Here is an 18,703-nt window from a genome sequence, read left to right as displayed (position 1 = left end):
GCCCTACGTTTCTACGAAGAGCGCGGCCGCCTGGCGCAGCGGACAGGACGGGTGGAGGCCCTTCCTGCTGCCGGCATGCCACTCCCAGCGGCGGGGGCCCTGGCAGATCTCCCCTCCTGCCTGTCGAAAGCCCAGGTCAGCGGCGTACCCGGCGATGTGTCAGGTGGCGCAACAGTTCCGCAACACCACTATCCCTACCGGATGGGTATGGTTCCGGCCATGCCTCCGACCGACCGCATCCGAGACCACGTCGGCCAGGGCGCGACCACCGTCGCCGCCCACCGCGCGCGACGCCGGCTGCGCGCGGACCGGGCACGCCAGCTCGCCGACCTCCTCCGCCACCAGATCCTCGCCGACAGCTTCCCCTCCGGCGCCCTCCCCCACGAGTCCACCCTCGCCGCCGACTACCGCGCCTCCCGCAACACCGTCCGCGAGGCCCTGGACCTCCTGCGCACCGAAGGCCTCGTAGAACGCCAGCCCGGTGTGGGCACCGTGATCGTGGCCCGCAAGTACCCCCACGGTCTCGACCGCCTGATGGGCCTCGCGGAAACCCTCCACGAGCACGGCAGGGTCACCAACGAGGTCCGGACCATGGGCCCCGCCCCGGCGCCCCTCCCCGTCGCCGATCGCCTCCGCGTCCCACCCGGCACCGATGTCCTCTACATCGAACGCCTTCGCCGTCTGAACGGCCTGCCCTTGTCCCTGGATCTCACCTACATCCCCCTGGAAGTCGGCACCGCTCTGCTCGGCTGCGACCTGGAGAACACGGACGTCTTCCGCCTCCTGGAAGCCGTCACCGGCCAGCCTCTGAGCCACGCCGAGATCACCCTGGAGGCGGTCAGCGCGGACGCCCACTCCGCCGCCGTGCTCCAGGCCCCACGCGGTGCGGCCGTCCTGATGCTGGAACGCCTCACGCACCTCGCCGACGGGCGACCCGTCGACCTGGAGTTCATCCGCTTCCGCGGCGACCGCATCACGATGAGCGGCCTGCTGCACCGCTCCCTCTGACACCACCTCACTCAAGCACCTTCCTGGAGACAGCCATGCCCTTGGCGCCCCAGCGGGCCGACGTGCCCGTGACCATCGACGAGTCGAAGTGCATCGACGGCTGCACGCTCTGCGTGGACATGTGCCCGCTGGACTCCCTCGCCATCGACGAGCGCAACGGCAAGGCCTACATGCATGTCGACGAGTGCTGGTACTGCGGCCCGTGCGCGGCCCGCTGTCCCACCGGAGCCGTCACGGTCAACATGCCCTACCTGCTCCGGTGAAAGGCCCCACCACCATGAAGCGCACTGCAGTCGCAGTATCCGCGGTCGTCCTTCTGCTCCCGCTCAGCGCCTGCGGCGGTGACGCCGAGGCCGGCGGCGGGTCCACGGTCACCGTCACCGTCGGCTACCAGTCCAAGACCATCAACACGGTCACGGCCGGCACCCTGCTCCGCTCCCTCGGCTACTTCGAGAAGCAGCTGAACTCGCTCGGCGACGGCGTCACCTACAAGGTCGCCTGGCAGGACTATGCCACCGGTGCCCCTATCACCGCCCAGATGACCGCCGGAAAGATCGACATCGGGTCGATGGGCGACTTCCCGCTGCTCATCAACGCCGCCCGCGGCAAGCAACTCGGTCGCCCCACCCAGCTGGTCTCGGTCACCGGCTACAACCTGCGCGGCGGCCTGAACACCATCGTCACGGCGCCCGACTCGGGGCTCACCTCCCTGAAGGACCTGAAGGGCAAGAAGGTCTCCACGAGCGTCGGCTCCGCCGCCGACGGCACCCTCGTACGGGCCCTGCAACGCGTCGGCATCGATCCCGACAAGGGCATCGAGAAGCTCAACCAGCAGCCCGCGGTGGGCGCTTCGGCCCTCGCCGCGGGCAGCGCGGACGCGCTGTCGCAGTTCGTCGCCTGGCCGGGCCTGCTCGCCCGCCAAGGCAAGGCGAAGGCCTTGTACGACGGGGCGCAGCTGAACCTGCCCACCTTCCACGGCGTCACCGCCCGCGAGGACTTCGCGAAGGAGCGGCCGACCGTACTGGAGGCGTTCCTCAAGGCCCAGGCACAGGCCACCGACTACCTCAACGACCATCCCGTCACCGCCGCCGAGAAGGTCGCAGAGGCCACCGGTCTGCCCGCCGAGGTCGTCTACCTCTACAACGGCGCCCACGGCATCGCAACCTTCGACCCGGCCCTCAAGCCACAGCTCGTCTCCGCCCTGAAGCAGGACGTGTCGATCCTGAAGTCCGCGAAGCTGACCGGCGACGTGGACGTGGACTCCTTCGTCGACGACCAGTACGTGAAGAAGGCCCTGGGGACGACCTACGCCGAGCGGCTCGCCGCCACGCCCCCGGCCGCCGCGAGCGAGGTGTGGCCGAAGGGATCCGGGCAGACTCGGACCTTCAAGTCGCCCGCCGAACTGCTGAGTTACGTGTCCGCCCATCGCGACACCATCCGCGCCGCCTACGTCCCCGACGCCACCACCGGCACCCTGTGGTTCGCGGACAAGGCGGTGTGGGTGGCCGACGGCGAGAAGCTGCTGCCCTTCGTCGCACCGGCGACCGCGCAGGCCTACGTCGACGGTCACGGCGGCGCGAGCGTCGTCACCTATGCCGAGGCACTGGAGCGGGCGTCGTGACCCGGTACGCGCTGCGCGGGCTGTCCCTGGCCGTCGGCCTCGGCCTCTGGCAGCTGCTGACCAGCCTGAACGTCGACGTCTGGCTGCGCTTCTCGCAGTTCCCCACGGTCACCGACGTGGCCCACGCCTTCGCCGACCGGCTGTCCGGTCCCGACTACTGGACCGATCTGACCGACAGCCTCACCCGTATCCTCACCGGCTTCCTGCTGGCCACAGTGCTGGGTGTGGCCACGGGTGTGCTCGTGGCCCGCTCACGGCTCGCCGAGGACCTGCTCGGCCCGCTGCTGGAAGTCGTCCGCCCCATCCCGGCCATCGCCCTGGTCCCCGTGGCGATCCTCCTGTTCCCCTCCAATGAACAGGGCATCGTCTTCATCACCTTCACCGCCGCCTACTTCCCGGTCCTGGTCTCCACCCGGCACGCGGTGCGCGCACTGACCCCCGTGTGGGAGGAGGCGGTGCGCACCATGGGCGGCGGCCGGTGGCGGATCCTCGGCTCGGTCGCCCTGCCGGGCGCGCTGCCCGGCATCTTCGGCGGCCTGTCGGTCGGCATCGGCGTCTCGTGGATCTGTGTGATCTCCGCCGAGATGATCTCCGGCCAGTACGGGGTCGGCTACCGCACTTGGCAGGACTACACAGTCGTCGACTACCCCGGCGTGTTCGTCGGCATGGTCACGATCGGCGTGCTCGGCTGGCTCACCTCCACGGCCGTCGAACTGCTGGGCCGCCGCCTGACCCACTGGCTGCCCCGCACGTCGTACGTCCCCGGCGGACGGCCCCCGCGACGGGTGCGCGGCGCCACCGCCCTCATGCCGGCCGGACCCGGTACCAAGGAGAACGTGCCCCATGACCAGCTCGTCTGACGTGCGTTCCCCCGCTCACACCGGTGCGGGACTGGCCCTGCGCGATGCCACCCTCGGACGGCCCGGCGCGCCCGTGCTCGGCGAGGTGGACCTCCATGTGGCCCCCGGTGAGATCCTCACCGTCGTCGGCCCCTCCGGCTGCGGCAAGTCGACGCTGCTGCGCACGCTGGCCGGGCTGCTGTCGCCCCTGGCCGGAGAGGTCACCCAGGACGGGGGCCCGCTGACCGGGCCTTCCGCCGACCGTGCGCTGATCTTCCAGGAGGACGCCCTCCTGCCCTGGCGCACCCTGCGCGCGAACGTCGAACTTCCCCTCGCCATCAAGGGGTTGCCCCGCTCCGCACGCCGTACCCAGGCCGATGCCTGGCTCACCCGCGTCGGGCTGACCGAACAGTCCCGGCAACTGCCGCACCGGGTCTCCGGCGGGCAACGTCAGCGCGCCCAACTGGCCCGGGCCCTCGCGGGAGCGCCCCGTGCCGTCCTGATGGACGAACCGTTCGGCGCCCTCGACGCCCAGACCCGCGCCGGCATGCAGGACCTGCTGGTGGAGGTGCTGCACGGCACGGGCGCCACCGTCGTCTTCGTCACCCACGACGTGGACGAGGCCCTGTTCCTCGGTGACCGCGTGGCCCTGCTCGGCGCCGGCCGCCTCATCGCCGTACGGGACGTACCGCGCCCGCGCGAGCGCGCCGCCCACGACGATCCGGCGCGTATCGCCCTGCGGCGCGACATCCTCACGTCACTCGGTTCTTGAAAGGCACCCTGGTGGACACCCTCTTGCAGATCCCGGCCCTCACCGACGCCGAGGAAGTGACCTGCGACGTCCTCGTCATCGGCGGCGGCACCGCCGGCACCATGGCCGCCCTGACCGCAGCAGAGCACGGTGCGGACGTCCTGCTGCTGGAGAAGGCGCACGTCCGCCACTCCGGCGCGCTCGCCATGGGCATGGACGGCGTCAACAACGCGGTCATCCCAGGCCGTGCCGAGCCCGACGACTACGTCGCCGAGATCACCCGCGCCAACGACGGCATCGTCGACCAGTCCACCGTCCGCCAGACCGCCACCCGTGGCTTCGACATGGTGCAGCGGCTGGAGTCCTACGGCGTGAAGTTCGAGAAGGACGAGCACGGCGAGTACGCGGTCCGCCGGGTCCACCGCTCCGGCTCCTACGTGCTGCCGATGCCCGAGGGCAAGGACGTCAAGAAGGTCCTGTACCGGCAGCTGCGCCGACGCGAGATGCGCGAGCGGATCCGGATCGAGAACCGGGTGATGCCAGTACGCGTGCTCACCGCAGCGGGCCGGGCTGTGGGCGCGGTCGGCCTCCACACCCGCACGGGCGCCTTCGTCACCGTACGCGCCGGCGCCGTGATCCTCGCGACCGGCGCCTGCGGACGGCTTGGCCTGCCCGCCTCCGGCTACCTGTACGGCACGTACGAGAACCCGACCAACGCGGGTGACGGCTACGCGATGGCCTACCACGCGGGCGCCGAACTGACCGGCATCGAGTGCTTCCAGATCAACCCGCTGATCAAGGACTACAACGGTCCCGCCTGCGCGTACGTCGCCAACCCCTTCGGCGGCTACCAGGTCAACCGGCACGGCGAACGCTTCGTCGACTCCGACTACTGGTCGGGCCAGATGATGGCCGAGTTCGCGGCCGAGGTGGCGAGCGACCGGGGTCCGGTCTACCTGAAGCTGAGCCATCTGCCGGAGGAGTCGATCTCGGCCCTGGAGTCGATCCTGCACTCGACGGAACGCCCGACACGCGGCACCTTCCACTCCGGCCGCGGCCACGACTACCGCACCCACGACGTCGAGATGCACATCTCCGAGATCGGCCTGTGCGGCGGCCACTCGGCCTCGGGCGTACGGGTCGACGACCACGCCCGTACGACCGTCCCCCGACTGTACGCCGCCGGGGACCTGGCCTGTGTCCCGCACAACTACATGATCGGCGCATTCGTCTTCGGGGACCTGGCGGGGGCGGACGCGTCCCAGTACACGTCCTACGCAGGGGAGTTGCCCCTTGACCAGCTCCAGGAGGCGCACGAGCTGATCTACCGCCCGCTGCGCAACCCCGACGGCCCGCCGCAGCCCCAGGTCGAGTACAAGCTGCGGCGCTTCGTGAACGACTACGTGGCTCCGCCGAAGTCCGGCGCCCGGCTGTCGCTGGCCCTGGAGGCGTTCGAGCGGATGCGCGCCGACATCGCCGCGATGGGCGCCCGCACTCCGCACGAGCTGATGCGCTGCGCGGAGGTGAGCTTCATCCGTGACTGCGCGGAGATGGCCGCCCGGGCCTCCCTGGCCCGCACCGAGTCCCGCTGGGGCCTCTACCACGACCGTCTCGACCATCCGCGTCGTGACGACGCGTCCTGGTTCCACCACCTCGATCTGCGTAAGTCCCCTGCGGGGGCGATGGAGTTCACGGCACGTCCCGTGGCTCCCTATCTCGTCCCGGTCGACGAGTTCAGGCCGGTCGGCGGATCCTCCCGTCATCTCGGCGAGGTCCACCCGGAACAGGTGGCGATCGCGGGGGCCCGGGAAGCGGCGCCGGTGGCGATGCGGCAGGAGCCCACCGGGGCCGGTACGGTCGGCCGCCCCGGTACCGACGCGGACGCGCCGGCCACACCGCGCCTGCTCGAACTGCTCTCCCTCGCGGAGGACGAGCCCCCGCTCTCCGCACTGACCCCCTATCTGACCGACCCGGAGCCCACCGTCCGCCGAACGGCCGTCACGGTCCTGACGGAGACGGTGCCGCCGGGCACCGGCCCCGCACTGGCGGCGGCGCTCGCCGACACCGACGCCGGCGTCCGCGCCACCGCCGCCGCCTCACTGCGCGAACTGATCGAGACGCTCGCCCCCGAACCGGCCCTGCGCGACGGCCTCGCGGCCGCCCTGTCCGAGGCCGACCCCGTCGTCCGTGCCGCCGCACTGGATGCTCTGCACGTCCTGCGCCTCGGTGACACCGGGCTGTTCACGGGCTCCCTGTCGGACTCCGACATCGCCGTTCGCATCGCGGCCGTGCGAGCACTCGTGTCGGTCGACGCCGCCGGAGAGCTGGCCCGCGCGGCGACCGCCGACCCCTCCCGCGAGGTCCGCGTCACCATCGCCAAGGCCCTGGCCACCGTGACCGCAGGACAGCCCGACGGCACCACGTCGGCCGGCCCCGGACTCGACATGGTCCTTTCGGCCCTCGCCGGGCTCATCGACGATCCCGACGCCCTGGTGCGTGCGGCCGCCTACGAAGCACTGGGCACGACCGGCTGCCCGGCACCACTGGCCGCCCGCGCGGAGGCAGCCCTGTCGGACCCGGCCTGGCAGGTGCGGGCCGGCGCCACCACCGCCCTGTCCCTGGCGGCTCCCGGCCTCGCCGTACCTGCCCTCGCCAAGTCCCTCGCCGACCCGAACGCCGACGTCCGCAAGGCCGCCGTGACGGCACTGACCCGGCACCGTGCCACCGAGGACGCACGAGTGGCCCTGGCCACGGCGACGACGGACCCGGACGCGGACGTCAGGGCCTATGCGGCCCGGGCACTGTGACGGCACGGGAAAACACACTGGGGATGTGTCCGTGCGCTGGCTGACGACGACGCGGCGGGTGGCCTGCGGGGACCGCCTCGGCGTCGTCGACATTCACGTGGTTCATCGTGGGCCTGCGGCGCCCGCGAAGGGGATCTGCGCCGAGGGGGCGGCCTGCTTGCCGAAGGGGTGCTGCCACAGGCCTTGGGCCTGGAGCCTCGGCAGGACGCCCTCGCCGAACCAGTACGCCTCCTCCAGGTGCGGGTAGCCGGAGAAGACGAACTCCTCGATCCCCAGGGCGTGGTACTCCTTGATCCGCTCGGCGACCTCGTCGTGACTGCCGACCAGGGCGGTGCCTGCGCCGCCGCGCACCAGGCCGATGCCGGCCCACAGGTTGGGGTGGATCTCGAGGCGCTCGCGACTGCCGCCGCCGTGCAGGGCGAGCATGCGCCGCTGGCCCTCGGACTCGCTGCGGGCGAGCCCCGCCTGCACCGATTTCACGGTCTCCGGGTCGAAGCCGTCCAGCAGCCGGTTCGCCTCGGCCCAGGCCTGCTCGGCGGTGTCGCGGGTGATGACGTGCAGCCGGATACCGAAGCGGATGCTCCGGCCCTCCTTCTCGGCCAGCGCCCGGATCCACGCGATCTTCTCGGCGACCTGGGCGGGCGGCTCGCCCCAGGTGAGGTAGACGTCGGCGTGCCGGGCGGCGATCTCACCGGCGATCGGCGAGGAGCCACCGAAGTACACCTCCGGAACCGGGTCGGGCACCCGGGCCAGCCCGGCGCCCTCGACCTGGAGGTGCTCGCCGACCAGGTCGACGGTCCTGCCCTGCCACAACTCCCGTACGACCTCGAGAAACTCACCGGTACGGCGGTAACGGGCGTCCTTGTCGAGGAAGTCGCCGTAGCCACGCTGTTCCTGGCTCTCCCCGCCCGTGACGACATTGAGCAGCAGCCGTCCCCCGGTCTGCCGCTGGAAGGTGGACGCCATCTGCGCGGCGAGTGTCGGCGAGACGAAGCCGGGCCGGAAGGCCACCAGGAACTTCAGGTGCTCGGTGTTCTGGCTGACCATGGCGGTGGTCAGCCATGCGTCCTCGCACCAGGCTCCGGTGGGGGTGAGCGCGCCGGTGAAGCCCAGGTCCTCGGCGGCGCGGGCGATCTGGCTCAGGTAGGCGACCGTCGGGGGCCGGTCGCGCCCGGACTCCGTGGCGGGCGTGCCGTGGCCACCGCCGACGACGTGGCGGCTGTCGCCGTTGGTGGGCAGGAACCAGTGAAAGGTGAGGGACATGCGGGCTCTCCGATCGGGATCGTCCGTTACAGCAGGCCGTGGCGGGGCGGCTGGGTGCCGTTCAGGACGTAGCGGCCGATGTGCTGGACCTTCCAGCGGGCCGGGTCGTGCAGGGTGTGGGTGCGGGCGTCGCGCCAGTGGCGGTGCAGCCCCAGGGACTCGAGCGCGGAGCGGGTGCCGGAGACCTCGAAGAGGGCGCTGCCGACTTCCACGGCGGCCTCGGCGGCGGTCACCTTGGCCGCGGCCACCGCGATCGAGGCCGCGGCGGCCGAGTCGTCGGTCAGGTCGGCGCGGGCGGCGTCCACGGACCGCGCCGCGGTGGAGAGCAGCGCGTCGGCGGCCCGTACCCGGATCGCCAGTTCGCCGAAGCGCTGGATCAGCAGCGGGTCCTCGGTGGCGCTCTCGTGTCCTTCGGCGACGCTCTCGAACCAGGGGCGGCTCTTGGTGCGGACAAAGTCCACTGCCTCGGCCAGCGCGCCGTGGGCGATCCCGGCGTCGATGGCGGCGTGCAGCAACTGGGCGACGGCGCCGTGGAGCTGGGGCCCCTGGAAGGTGAGGTGGTGCGGCACGACCCGGTCGGCGGACACGGGCACCGACTCCAGGCGGACGGTTCCGCTGGCGGTGGTGCGCTGCCCCATGCCGTCCCAGTCGTCCACGACCGTGAGGCCGGGCGCGTCGCTCGGTACGTACGCCACGTGCAGGTTGTCGGCGTCGGCGCGGGCGAGGACGGGGATCCAGTCGGCGAACAGGGCGCCGGTGGAGTAGTGCTTGACGCCGTCGAGGACGTACGACCCGTCGGGGCGCCGCGCGAGCCGCGTCCGGATGTCCTGTACATGGCTGGTACCCGCCTCGGACTGAGCGTTGCCGAACCGCTTCCCGCGCAGCACCTCGCCGAAGAAGAACTCCTGTTGCTCCTGCGTCCCCTGCCGGCGCAGCACGCCCACGTACACGAAGTGGCTCTGCGGGATCTGGGCGAGGCTCGCGTCGGCCGAGGCCAGCAGCCGGAACATCTCGGCGAGTGTCTCCGTACGGACGTCCGCGCCGCCGAACTCCGCGGGCACCGTCACGGCGAGCAGCCCGGAGGCGGACAGCCGCTCCAGCTCCGCGTACGGCAGTCGGCGGACCGCGTCCCGCTCCGCGGCTCCCTTGCGGAAGTCCGCGGCCAGCTCGGCGGCGGCGGCGAGAGCCTCGGCGTCGCCGCCGATCACGGCCGGGGCGCTCATCCGGTGGCCGCCAGCAGCGTCGTCCGGCCGTCCAGCGCGAGCGAGAACTGGTCCGTGACCTGGGCCAGCGCCTCGGCCGAGGCGGGCGCGACGATCAGCGAGCCGTCGTCGCCGACCGTGATGTCCTTGTCGAGCGTGAACCAGCCCGGCGTGATGTGCGAGGGTCCCATGGAGGCGAGGACCGGACGCAGGGCGTAGTCGATGGCCAGGACGTGGGCGGTGGAACCGCCCGTGGCCAGGGGCAGCACGGTCTTGCCCGCCAGGGCGTACTGCGGGAGGAGGTCGAGCAGCGACTTCAGCAGCCCGGAGTAGGCGGCCTTGTAGACGGGGGTGCCGATGACGATGCCGTCCGCGCGCTCGACCAGGGCGGTGGCCTCGACGATCGCGGGGTGCCCGAAGTCGGCGTGCAGCAGGGCCTCGGCCGGCAGCGTGCGGACGTCGAACGGGATCACCTCGTGGCCCTGGGCCGCGAGCCGGTCGTCCAGATGGCGCAGCAGCCGGGCGGTGCGGGAGGTGGCGGAGGGACTGCCGGAGACGGAGAGGATGGTGGCCATGCGAGGACCTTTCAGGAGTACCAGGTGGGCTGCGGCAGTTCGCCGGTGAGGACATGGCGGCCGACCTCGCGGCGCTTGTAGGCCACCGGGTCGTGGAGCGTGTGGGTGCGGATGTTGCGCCAGAAGCGGTCGAGGCCCTCCGCGGAGGCGGTGGCACGCGCACCGGTCACCTCGAAGATGCGGTTGGTGATGTCCAGGGCCACTTCGGTGGCGCGGGCCTTCACCGCGGCCACCCGGACCTCGAACTCGCCCCGGGCCTGTTCGGTGACCGCGTCCGGGTCGTCGTGCAGCTTCTGCCCCTCGGCGGCCACGGCGTCGGCCAGGGCCTCGACGGCCCACAGCTGGGCGGTGAGGTCGCCGTAGATGTCGATGACGTACGGCTCGTCGACGGCGTGCTCATGGCCGCCGTGCAGCCAGGGCCGTGACTTGGTCCGGGTGTAGGTGGCGGCGGTCTCCAGCGCTCCGGCGGCGATGCCGAGGTAGAAGTTGACGAAGACGAGCTGGATGGTCGGCACGTTGAGGGTGTTGTAGAGGCGCGGCCGGAACCGCTTGTCCACGTAGCCCGCCGCTGCCGACCAGGGGACGCGTACGGCGTCGAGGGTGACGCCGCCGCTCTCGGTGAGGCGCTGGCCGATGTTGTCCCAGTCGTCGTGGAAGGTCAGGCCCTCGCTGTCGGACGGGACGATGGCGAAGACGTGGTCGTCGGTGCCGTCCAGGACGCCTTCCAGCACGGTGACGTCGGAGACCTTGCTGCCGGTGGAGAAGGACTTGCGGCCGGTGAAGGTGAGCGTGTCGCCCTCGTCCTTCACCACCACGTCCTCGTCGCGCGGGTTGACCGCGCCGCCGAAGAACCACTGGTTGCGGGCGGCCTCGGCCTCGACGTGCTCCCACTGTTCGCGGGTGCCGACCAGCCGGGCGGCCCAGTTCCACAGGTAGTGGTAGCCGAGCAGCTGGCCGATGGAGCCGTCCGCCTTGGCGACCTCGCGGACGACGCGGTAGGCGGTGGGCCAGTCCTGGCCCGCGCCGCCGTGCTCGACGGGGCCGAGGAGGGTGACCAGGCCGGACTCCTTCAGCAGCCGGACCTCCGCGTACGGGGTGGCGGCGGCCTTGTCCCGGGCGGCGGCGTCGGAGGCGAGGACGGCTGCGACCTCGGCGGCGCGGGCGATCCAGCCGGCGGCGTCGGTCGGGTCGGGGGCGGTCTTCCAGTCGGCCGGTGCGGCGGTGCTCATGGTGGGACCCTTTCGGTCTCGGGTGGGGGGGAGGGTTCGGGGCGTGCGGTCAGGCGCGGGCGGCGACGGGCTCCGACTCGAACTGCCGGGCCTCCAGTTCGCGTACGAGGGGCAGCACCCGCTTGCCGAAGTACTCGACCTCCTCGTGGTAGTGCAGGAAGCCGAGGAGGAAGAGGTCGACGCCGAGCCGCTTGTAGGCGACGATCCGCTCGGCGATCTGCTCGGGCGTGCCGATCAGGCCCGTACGGAAGCCGTCGTTGTACTGGACGAGGTCTTCGAAGCTGGAGTCCTGCCACATGCCCTTGCCGTCGGCGGTGGACTGCCCGGCCTGCTGGACGGCGTCGCGGAAGCCGTGGACGGCCGGTGTGTCGGCCTTGGCGACGATCTCGCGGAGCGTGTCGCGGGCCTCGGCCTCGGTGTCGCGGGCGATGAGGAAGCCGTTGAGGCCGAACTTCGGTGCTGTGCGTCCGGCTTGGGCGGCGGCGGCGCGGACGTCTTCGATCTGCTCGGTGACGCCGTCGAAGTCCTTGCCGTTGCTGAAGTACCAGTCGGAGACGCGGCCCGCCATGGTTCGGGCGGCGGTGGAGTTGCCGCCCTGGAAGATCTCCGGGTGGGGACGCTCGGGGGTGTTCAGCGGCTTGGGCTTGAGGGAGAAGTCGCGCAACCGGTAGAAGTCACCGGCGAGTTCGGTGTGATCCTTGGTCCAGATCTGGCGCAGGGCGGTGATGAACTCCTCCGCGCGGCGGTAGCGCTCGTCGTGCTCCAGCCAGGGCTCGCCGAGGGCCGTGAACTCGCCCTTGAACCAGCCGCTGACGACGTTGACGGCGAAGCGGCCGTTCGACAGGTGGTCGGCGGTGGCGCCGAGCTTGGCGAGGACGCCCGGGTGCCACAGGCCGGGGTGAACGGCGGCGATGACCTTCAGCCGCTCGGTGGCGAGCAGCAGGGCGAGGCTGAAGCTGGTCGACTCGTGCTGGTACTCGGCGCCGTAGCTGGCCATGTAGCGGACCTGGCTGAGGGCGTAGTCGAAGCCGTTGTTCTCGGCCAGCACGGCCAGTTCGCGGTTGTAGTCGTAGCTCCAGTCGGTGCGCTGCTCGATGGTGCTGGTGACCAGGCCGCCGCTGACGTTGGGCACCCAGTAGGCGAAGCGGACGGGGTCGGGTCCGGGCGGTACGGGCATGGGGAACTCCTGGCGGGAATGCGCATGCGAAAAGGCGCGTGCGGTGACAGGGAAACGTGTTCAGTGATCGGGATTCAGGCGTGCGGCGACGACGTTCCCGGTACGACGGAAATCACCACGAAAAAGGCTGGCAGTGGAATCCAGGAAGGGAGTATCGGCGCAGGTTCGAGGGTTTCCCTCGGGTGCGCTCAGACCCGACAGCGACAGCAGGAGCTGGAGACACGCGCGAGGTCGACGTGGCGTCGCCGCGTGAGGTCCTGTCGCTTCATGCCTTCGATCAAAGCAGTGGGGGTCCGGCCGGTCAAGAATGCCCGGATGTCATTTCACATGCTGAGAGTCGGTATTCACGAGGTTGTGACAGGGATTCCCTTGAACACGGCGCGCGGTGAACGGCAGTCTCCTTGCCGTGCGTATCGAACAGCTCGAATACATCGCTGCCGTCACGCGGTTGGGGTCGCTGCGGCGCGCCGCAGAAGAACTGCACCTGTCCCAGCCCGCGCTCAGCGAGACCGTACGCAACCTGGAGCGCGAACTCGGCGTGGACCTGCTGGAGCGGAAGCGTTCCGGGGCGAAGATCAGCGACGAGGGCCGGGAACTGCTGCCGCACATCATGACCGTGCTGGATGCGGTCGACCGGCTGCGTGGCGCGGCCGGCGACCAGCACCGCATCAGCCGAATGGTCCGCCTCGGCACGGTCAACACGGCCACCGTCCCGCTGGTCATACCCACGGTGCGGGAGTTCCGGGCCTCGCACCCGGCCACCCAGGTCGAGTTGGTCGGCGCACAGCAGTCCGAGATCCATCGCGGGCTGCTGGAGGGCGCGTTCGACCTGGGGCTGGTGAACTACCTCGGAGGCGACGACATGCCACCCGGCTTCGAGACCACCGAACTACTGCGGGGCCGGCCGGTGGTGTGCGTGCGCCCGGACAGTCCGCTCGCGGCCCTGGACGCGGTGGACGTGGACAGCCTCCTGGCCGAGCCGCTGGTCGTGATGCGGTCCGGCTATGTCATGCACCGCTTTGTCCACCGTCTGCTGGGCGGCCGTACGCCGTCCTTCTCGTACTCCACCGACGGCGCCGAGATGGGCAAGCTGATGGTCGCCGAGGGACTGGGAGCCACGGTGCTGCCCGACTTCAGTGTCATCGGCGATCCCCTGGAACGGCGGGGCACGATCACCGTACGGCCGCTCGCCGGGGACGCGGCCGACGTGCTGCTGATCCTGCAGCGCCGGCACTCCGGTTCCGTGCCGCGAGCCGTCCGCGATCTGCACGAGCTGTTCGTGCGCAACGCCCGTGCTTACCACGCCCCTTCCTGAATCAGACGTCGCGCTGCCCCCGTCGGCTCAGCAGAGGAGCCCGGCCGTGGGAGATGAAAGGCCGCTCGTGCCGCTCCCCCACGCCGAAGCCGTCGAAGGCGAGTTCCTCGGCGAGCAGGGCGTTGTCGAGGACCTCACGGAAGCGGTCATGGGTCGGCTTGTGTACCCCGGTGATCGGATCCGGCCGGTGCAGGATCAGGGTGATGGCGAGGTACTTCACGACGCTGCCCGTTCGTCGCGGACGTCGTCGATGGGGGTCCCCCCGCTCGAGCGAAGCCGAGAGTGGGGGAGGGCCAGGCCGAGGTGGTCGCGCAGGGTCGGGCCCTCGTACTCCGTGCGGAACACGCCCTGTTCCTGCAGGAGCGGGACGACCTTGTCGGCGAACTCGTCGAGGCCGGTCGGGGTGATGTGCGGGACGAGGATGAAGCCGTCGCTCGCATCGGCCTGCACGAACTCGTTGATGGTGCGGGCAATCGTCTCGGCCGAACCGATGAAGTTCTGCCGGTTGCCCGTCTCAATGACCAGGTCGCGGATCGACCAGTTGTTCGCGGCGGCCAGCTCGCGCCACTCGCGGGTGGTGGCCAGCGGGTCGCGGTACATGCGGACCTGAGCTCGGCCCTTGGAGATGTGGTCGTCGCTGATGTCCGGGTCGACGTCGGGGAGCGGCCCGTCCGGGTCGTAGGAGGACAGGTCCCGGTTCCAGACGAACTCCAGGTGCTTGAGGGCGGTGGCGCCGCTGACCTGCTGGCGGCGCACCAGCTTGGCCAGCTCCTCCGCCTCTGCGTCGGTGTCGGCGAGGGTGAAGGTGGCGGCGGGCAGGATCAGCAGCTGGTCGTGGCGGCGGCCGTACTTGGCGAGGCGCTTCTTGACGTCGGTGTAGAAGGCCTGGCCCGCTTCGAGGGTGGCGTGCCGGCTGAAGATCGCGTCGGCTTCGGAGGCGGCGAACTCGCGGCCCTCCTCGGAATCGCCGGCCTGGAAGATCACCGGGCGGCCCTGCGGGGAGCGCGGCACGTTGAACTGCCCGTGGATGTCGAAGTGTTGCCCGGTGTGGACGAAGGCGCCGGCCTTGGCGTCCCGCAGGAAGCTGCCGCTCTCCTGGTCGGCGAGGATCTCGTCGCCGTGCCAGGAGTCGAAGAGTTCGTTCGCCGTGGCCAGGAACTCCTTGGCGCGGGAGTAGCGCTCCTCCTGCGGCAGGAAGCCACCGCGGCGGAAGTTCTCGCCGGTGAAGGCGTCCCAGGAGGTGACCACGTTCCAGGCCGAGCGCCCGCCGGAGAGATGGTCGAGACTGGCGAACTGGCGGGCGACCTCGTAGGGCTCGTTGAAGGTGGAGTTGATGGTGCCGGTCAGACCGAGGTGCTCGGTGACCGCGGCGAGTGCGGCCAGGACGGTGAAGGTGTCGGGGCGGCCGACGACGTCCAGGTCGTAGATCTGCCCGCCCTGTTCGCGCAGCCTGAGCCCCTCGGCGAGGAACAGGAAGTCGAACTTGGCGCGTTCGGCGGTCCGCGCGAAGTGCACGAAGGAGCTGAACTCGATGTGGCTGCCGGCCCGCGGGTCGCTCCACACGGTGGTGTTGTTGACGCCGGGGAAGTGGGCGGCCAGATGGATCTGCTTCAGCGGCTTGCTCATGGTCGTGGTCGTCCCTCCGGCTCAGGCGGTCGCGGCGGCATAGCGGTTGGCGGGGCGGGCCAGGCCCAGCAGTCCGCGCAGAGTGTCGGCCTCGTAGGCGCGGCGGAAGGCGCCGCGGCGCTGCAGTTCGGGGACCAGCCCCCGGGTGATCGCCGGGAGGTCGTGGTCGGCGACGGCGGGACGCAGCCGGAAACCGGTCAGCCCGGCGCTGTGCAACTCCTGTAGCAGATCGGCGAGTTGGTCAGGAGTACCGGCGAAGATCCGGGCGTCGCTGGTGTACGGCTCCCCCACGAGGGCGTCGAGGCGCGCGCGCCGGTCCTCCGCAGCAGTCTGGTCGTCGTCCAGGAAGACCACCACGTCACCGAAGACATGCAGGGGTTCGCCTGCTCGGCCGGCCGTCTCCTGCTCGGCGCGGATCTCGGCGACGATCGCGCGGGCCTGCTCGGCGTCGTGCGGGGTGACGTAGCCGATGTCGGCCTGCCGGGCCACCAGCCGGTACGGAACGGTCTGGTGGGCGAGGGCGCTGACGATCGGCCGGCCCTGCGGTGGGCGGGGCGTGATGGAGGGGCCCCTGACGCTGAAGTGCCTGCCCTCGAAGTCGATGTAGTGCAGCTTGTCGCGGTCGATGAAGCGGCCGGTGGCGGCGTCCCGGATCTCGGCGTCGTCCTCCCAGCTGTCCCAGAGGCGGCGCACCACCTCCACGTAGTCGGCGGCCTCGTCGAACAGGTCGGTCACCACCTCCTGGGCGGCCGGGCTGTCGTAGGCCTCGATGCGCGGGATGGTGCGGCGGCCGAAGTGCGCGGCCTCGTTCGGGCGGGCGGTGATCTGCACACGCAGGCCGGCGCGGCCGGCGCTAACGTAGTCGAGGGTGGCGATCGCCTTGGAGATGTGAAATGGCTCCGTGTGGGTGGCGACCACCGTCGGCACCAGGCCTATGTGCCGGGTCAGCGGGGCGACGCGGGAGGCGATGAGGACGGCGTCGAGGCGGCCGCGCACCTGGTCGCTGCGCTCGTCCGGGTCAAGGAAGTGGGAGGACTGCGGGCCGAGGCCGTCCTCAACGGTCACGAAGTCGAGCAGACCGCGTTCGGCCTCGGTGACCAGATCGGCCCAGTATCCGGCAGTGAACAGATCGCGCGGGCGGGCCACCGGCTCGCGCCAGGAGGCGGGATGCCAGCCGGTGCCGTCCAGGGCGACGGCAAGGTGCAGGGAAGAAGGAGGTGTTGAGGACACGAGTGGGTGCCTTCCTGGAAGTCCGTGACGAGAACGCCGGCCCCTCACACAGGAGGAGACAACGGCGGTGAAGGAACGGGTCAGGAACAACAGAGCGCGCCGGCCACGCGCTGGAGGTCTATGTGGGGCCGGGAGTGGAGGTGGACGGCGTGGAATATGTGCGTCACGTCCGCCACCTCCGTCCTCAGGGTCATGCGCGTCGGCGCCTCGCACATCTCGTCGTGAGTCACAACGCCCCGGCTTCGCGCGATGTTCCTGGGCTGCGGACGAGCCGGATGGGCGAGCGGCGTCGCAAGGTGAAGCCGATGGACTCGTACAGGCGGATCGCCGAGGCGTTTCCGGCGGCAGCATCCGCCACCGCGGGCGGCTGATCGCCATGGCCTGTGAGCGGATTCGGCCGCCCGAGCGCCGAGAGCTGCCGCCGGCGCACCGAGCGTGGACGTGAGCAGGCTCGACAGCAAGGCGGTGGGTCCCTCCGAGCCCGGGCTCAGGCCGAGTGCGAAGCTCGCGACAGCCGACCGCTACGACGCCGAGCCCGGTGATGGCTAGGGACACTCCGTGGGCGGCCGCACCTGGTGCCGATGTCGCTCACAGCGTGCCGAACAGGCGCGCGGCGTTGCGCAGGGCGTGCGTCGCCACCCGCTCGCCGAGGACGAGACCGGCCTCGTCGGCCGAGCGGGTGTGGATGCCGGAGTACACGCGGGCGTCCACGTTCGCGGTGGGGTTGCGGAAGGGCTCGGTGTGGGTGGTGGTCGCCGCCGGGACCAGGCCGATCCTGGTGGTCAGGGGCGCGGCGCGGGCGAGAACGGCCACCGGGTCGAGCCGGCCGGCACTGTCGTCGTGCGGTGGCGCGGGAGAGCCGCCGACGGTGACGAAGTCCACGGTGCCCTGCTCGGCGAGGCCGATCAGGTCCGTCCAGTGGGCGGCTGCGCGGGACTCTGCGGGGCGGTGACCGGTCCCGTCGAGTGCGATGGAGAGGTGGAGTTCGCGGGGCATGACTCGTGTCCTGGACGAAGGCGGGGGTGTGCAGGCGTCGTACGGCCTGCACACCCCAGGTCTGCTACTTGTTGGTCTTGGGCAGGCCGGGCGGGTTGATCTCGGACTTGGTCACGGCCTCGTCGGACAGGCCCCAGCGCTCAAGCACCTTCGCGTACGTCCCGTTGTCGATGACGTGGTTGAGGGCGTCGGCGAGCGGCTTGACCAGGCCGCTGTCCTTCTTGGTGGTGGCCGCGATGAGCCCCTGGAGGGTGGCGCCGGCTCCGGAGTAGGTGCCGACGACCTCGGTCTTGCCGGTGGTGGCCGCGTGGTAGGCGGCGGTGGGGTTGGGGCCGAGGTAGAGGTCGATGCGGCCGGACTGGAGGGCGAGGTAGGTGTCGCTGTCGTTCTGGTAGTACTTGATGTTCACCGGCTTGCGGCCGGCCTTCTCGTTCTCCTTGCTCCATTCGATGAGCAGCTTCTCCTGGTTGGTGCCGCTGCCCACCGCGACCGTCTTGCCCGCCACGTCCTCGGGCCCGGTGACCTTCAGGCCGCTGCCCTTCTTCGCCTCGAAGCCCAGGTTGTCCTCGCGGTAGGTGGCGAAGTCGTACTTCTCCTTGCGCTCCTCGGTGACGGTGATGTTGCTGAACCCGACGTCGTACTTGGCGCTGTCCAGGCCGACGAAGATGTTCTCCCAGGAGACCGTGTTGATGTGCGGCTTGAGGCCGAGCACGTCGGCGACCAGGGAGGCGATGTCGGGCTCGACGCCGATGACGGTCTTGTTGTCGGTGGCGAAGAAGGTCAGCGGCGCGGCGGAGCCGGAGGAGGAGACGAGTTCCAGGGTGCCTCTCTTGCGGATCTTCTCCGGGACCTCGGCGGCTATGGAGTCGACCTTGTCGGTGGTGATGCGGTCCTGGTCCGGGCTGATGTTGATCTTCGTCTTGCTGCCCGACGTGGCCGCGACCTCGGTCGTGCCGCCGTCGGAGGGGTTGCTGCACGCGGCGAGGACGAGGGCGGCGGTCAGTCCGAGCGCGGCTGCGGTGGTGCGGCGGGTGATCGAGGTGGACACGGTGGTGCTCCTTGCT

General features: G+C 70.8%; 18 protein-coding genes and 1 pseudogene. 7 read left to right on the top strand and 12 right to left on the bottom strand.

What is annotated here, in order from left to right:
* Positions 1-219 precede the first annotated feature (219 nt).
* Genes ACIQ9G_RS09520 through ACIQ9G_RS09495 form a run of 6 tightly spaced genes read left to right on the top strand, consistent with a single transcriptional unit; the run spans position 220 to position 7,026 of the window.
* Positions 220-1,008: a GntR family transcriptional regulator gene (locus ACIQ9G_RS09520; RefSeq protein WP_403607719.1), complete on the top strand. Its 789-nt coding sequence runs from the start codon at positions 220-222 to the stop codon at positions 1,006-1,008.
* A 35-nt stretch (positions 1,009-1,043) separates the two neighbouring features.
* Complete coding sequence (locus tag ACIQ9G_RS09515; protein ID WP_003992261.1) at positions 1,044-1,271, top strand: ferredoxin family protein; 228 nt, start codon at positions 1,044-1,046, stop codon at positions 1,269-1,271.
* A gap of 14 nt (positions 1,272-1,285) precedes the next feature.
* Entirely contained in the window at positions 1,286-2,629 is a 1,344-nt protein-coding gene (locus ACIQ9G_RS09510) for an ABC transporter substrate-binding protein (RefSeq protein WP_403607718.1), read from the top strand.
* The gene (locus ACIQ9G_RS09505) at positions 2,626-3,489 is read left to right on the top strand and encodes an ABC transporter permease (RefSeq protein ID WP_403607717.1); all 864 of its coding nucleotides are present in this window, start codon (positions 2,626-2,628) and stop codon (positions 3,487-3,489) included. The genes ACIQ9G_RS09510 and ACIQ9G_RS09505 overlap by 4 nt, the downstream gene beginning before the upstream one ends.
* Positions 3,473-4,240 carry an ABC transporter ATP-binding protein gene (locus ACIQ9G_RS09500; RefSeq protein ID WP_403607716.1) on the top strand — a complete coding sequence of 256 codons (768 nt, stop codon included), beginning with the start codon at positions 3,473-3,475 and terminating at the stop codon, positions 4,238-4,240. The genes ACIQ9G_RS09505 and ACIQ9G_RS09500 overlap by 17 nt, the downstream gene beginning before the upstream one ends.
* Positions 4,241-4,251: 11 nt before the next feature.
* Positions 4,252-7,026 (top strand): fumarate reductase/succinate dehydrogenase flavoprotein subunit, encoded by a 2,775-nt coding sequence (locus ACIQ9G_RS09495; RefSeq protein ID WP_403607715.1) that lies wholly within the window; start codon positions 4,252-4,254, stop codon positions 7,024-7,026.
* 102 nt (positions 7,027-7,128) lie between these two features.
* Here ACIQ9G_RS09495 and ACIQ9G_RS09490 read toward each other — a convergent pair whose 3' ends face one another.
* From ACIQ9G_RS09490 to ACIQ9G_RS09465, 6 genes are all read right to left on the bottom strand, one after another.
* Positions 7,129-8,289, bottom strand: a complete 1,161-nt coding sequence (locus ACIQ9G_RS09490; RefSeq protein ID WP_403607714.1) for an LLM class flavin-dependent oxidoreductase — start codon at positions 8,287-8,289, stop codon at positions 7,129-7,131.
* A 26-nt stretch (positions 8,290-8,315) separates the two neighbouring features.
* Positions 8,316-9,512 carry an SfnB family sulfur acquisition oxidoreductase gene (locus ACIQ9G_RS09485; RefSeq protein WP_403607713.1) on the bottom strand — a complete coding sequence of 399 codons (1,197 nt, stop codon included), beginning with the start codon at positions 9,510-9,512 and terminating at the stop codon, positions 8,316-8,318.
* Entirely contained in the window at positions 9,509-10,066 is a 558-nt protein-coding gene (gene ssuE / locus ACIQ9G_RS09480; protein ID WP_403607712.1) for an NADPH-dependent FMN reductase, read from the bottom strand. The genes ACIQ9G_RS09485 and ssuE overlap by 4 nt, the downstream gene beginning before the upstream one ends.
* 11 nt (positions 10,067-10,077) lie before the next feature.
* On the bottom strand, positions 10,078-11,295 hold the full coding sequence (locus ACIQ9G_RS09475; protein WP_403607711.1) for an acyl-CoA dehydrogenase family protein: 1,218 nt from the start codon (positions 11,293-11,295) through the stop codon (positions 10,078-10,080).
* Positions 11,296-11,344: 49 nt separating this feature from the next.
* Entirely contained in the window at positions 11,345-12,472 is a 1,128-nt protein-coding gene (sfnG, locus tag ACIQ9G_RS09470) for a dimethylsulfone monooxygenase SfnG (RefSeq protein WP_403607710.1), read from the bottom strand.
* A 188-nt stretch (positions 12,473-12,660) separates the two neighbouring features.
* Complete coding sequence (locus ACIQ9G_RS09465) at positions 12,661-12,741, bottom strand: putative leader peptide (protein ID WP_351078001.1); 81 nt, start codon at positions 12,739-12,741, stop codon at positions 12,661-12,663.
* 137 nt (positions 12,742-12,878) lie between these two features.
* On the opposite strand from ACIQ9G_RS09465, the gene ACIQ9G_RS09460 reads away from it, so the two are divergent.
* Complete coding sequence (locus ACIQ9G_RS09460) at positions 12,879-13,787, top strand: LysR family transcriptional regulator (protein WP_403607709.1); 909 nt, start codon at positions 12,879-12,881, stop codon at positions 13,785-13,787.
* Between the two features lie 25 nt (positions 13,788-13,812).
* On the opposite strand, the pseudogene ACIQ9G_RS09455 reads toward ACIQ9G_RS09460, so the two are convergent.
* The 6 genes and pseudogenes from ACIQ9G_RS09455 to ACIQ9G_RS09430 all read right to left on the bottom strand — a co-directional run.
* Positions 13,813-14,007 (bottom strand): annotated as a pseudogene (locus tag ACIQ9G_RS09455) (LLM class flavin-dependent oxidoreductase); the annotation flags it as partial.
* Positions 14,004-15,413, bottom strand: a complete 1,410-nt coding sequence (locus tag ACIQ9G_RS09450) for an NtaA/DmoA family FMN-dependent monooxygenase (protein WP_403607708.1) — start codon at positions 15,411-15,413, stop codon at positions 14,004-14,006. The gene ACIQ9G_RS09450 and the pseudogene ACIQ9G_RS09455, both read right to left, overlap by 4 nt.
* A gap of 21 nt (positions 15,414-15,434) precedes the next feature.
* Positions 15,435-16,643 carry an LLM class flavin-dependent oxidoreductase gene (locus ACIQ9G_RS09445; RefSeq protein ID WP_403607707.1) on the bottom strand — a complete coding sequence of 403 codons (1,209 nt, stop codon included), beginning with the start codon at positions 16,641-16,643 and terminating at the stop codon, positions 15,435-15,437.
* 80 nt (positions 16,644-16,723) lie between these two features.
* Positions 16,724-16,837, bottom strand: coding sequence for a putative leader peptide (locus ACIQ9G_RS09440; RefSeq protein WP_403607706.1), 114 nt, complete (start codon positions 16,835-16,837; stop codon positions 16,724-16,726).
* 394 nt (positions 16,838-17,231) lie between these two features.
* Positions 17,232-17,639: a hypothetical protein gene (locus ACIQ9G_RS09435; protein WP_403607705.1), complete on the bottom strand. Its 408-nt coding sequence runs from the start codon at positions 17,637-17,639 to the stop codon at positions 17,232-17,234.
* Positions 17,640-17,703: 64 nt separating this feature from the next.
* Entirely contained in the window at positions 17,704-18,687 is a 984-nt protein-coding gene (locus tag ACIQ9G_RS09430; protein WP_403607704.1) for an ABC transporter substrate-binding protein, read from the bottom strand.
* Positions 18,688-18,703: the final 16 nt, after the last annotated feature.

This window comes from Streptomyces sp. NPDC096152 (genome assembly GCF_044763235.1).
Lineage (GTDB): Bacteria > Actinomycetota > Actinomycetes > Streptomycetales > Streptomycetaceae > Streptomyces.
This window is presented reverse-complemented; position numbering and strand designations above follow the sequence as displayed.

Excerpts from the sequence above, each read along its gene's own strand:
- ACIQ9G_RS09500 (WP_403607716.1), top strand. The coding sequence starts at position 3,473 with ATGACCAGCTCGTCTGACGTGCGTTCCCCCGCTCACACCGGTGCGGGA.
- ACIQ9G_RS09475 (WP_403607711.1), bottom strand. The coding sequence starts at position 11,295 with ATGAGCACCGCCGCACCGGCCGACTGGAAGACCGCCCCCGACCCGACC.
- ACIQ9G_RS09435 (WP_403607705.1), bottom strand. The coding sequence starts at position 17,639 with ATGCCCCGCGAACTCCACCTCTCCATCGCACTCGACGGGACCGGTCAC.
- ACIQ9G_RS09485 (WP_403607713.1), bottom strand. The coding sequence starts at position 9,512 with ATGAGCGCCCCGGCCGTGATCGGCGGCGACGCCGAGGCTCTCGCCGCC.
- sfnG (WP_403607710.1), bottom strand. The coding sequence starts at position 12,472 with ATGCCCGTACCGCCCGGACCCGACCCCGTCCGCTTCGCCTACTGGGTG.
- ACIQ9G_RS09465 (WP_351078001.1), bottom strand. The coding sequence starts at position 12,741 with ATGAAGCGACAGGACCTCACGCGGCGACGCCACGTCGACCTCGCGCGT.
- ACIQ9G_RS09490 (WP_403607714.1), bottom strand. The coding sequence starts at position 8,289 with ATGTCCCTCACCTTTCACTGGTTCCTGCCCACCAACGGCGACAGCCGC.
- ACIQ9G_RS09520 (WP_403607719.1), top strand. The coding sequence starts at position 220 with ATGCCTCCGACCGACCGCATCCGAGACCACGTCGGCCAGGGCGCGACC.
- ACIQ9G_RS09515 (WP_003992261.1), top strand. The coding sequence starts at position 1,044 with ATGCCCTTGGCGCCCCAGCGGGCCGACGTGCCCGTGACCATCGACGAG.
- ACIQ9G_RS09440 (WP_403607706.1), bottom strand. The coding sequence starts at position 16,837 with ATGACCCTGAGGACGGAGGTGGCGGACGTGACGCACATATTCCACGCC.
- ssuE (WP_403607712.1), bottom strand. The coding sequence starts at position 10,066 with ATGGCCACCATCCTCTCCGTCTCCGGCAGTCCCTCCGCCACCTCCCGC.
- ACIQ9G_RS09510 (WP_403607718.1), top strand. The coding sequence starts at position 1,286 with ATGAAGCGCACTGCAGTCGCAGTATCCGCGGTCGTCCTTCTGCTCCCG.
- ACIQ9G_RS09450 (WP_403607708.1), bottom strand. The coding sequence starts at position 15,413 with ATGAGCAAGCCGCTGAAGCAGATCCATCTGGCCGCCCACTTCCCCGGC.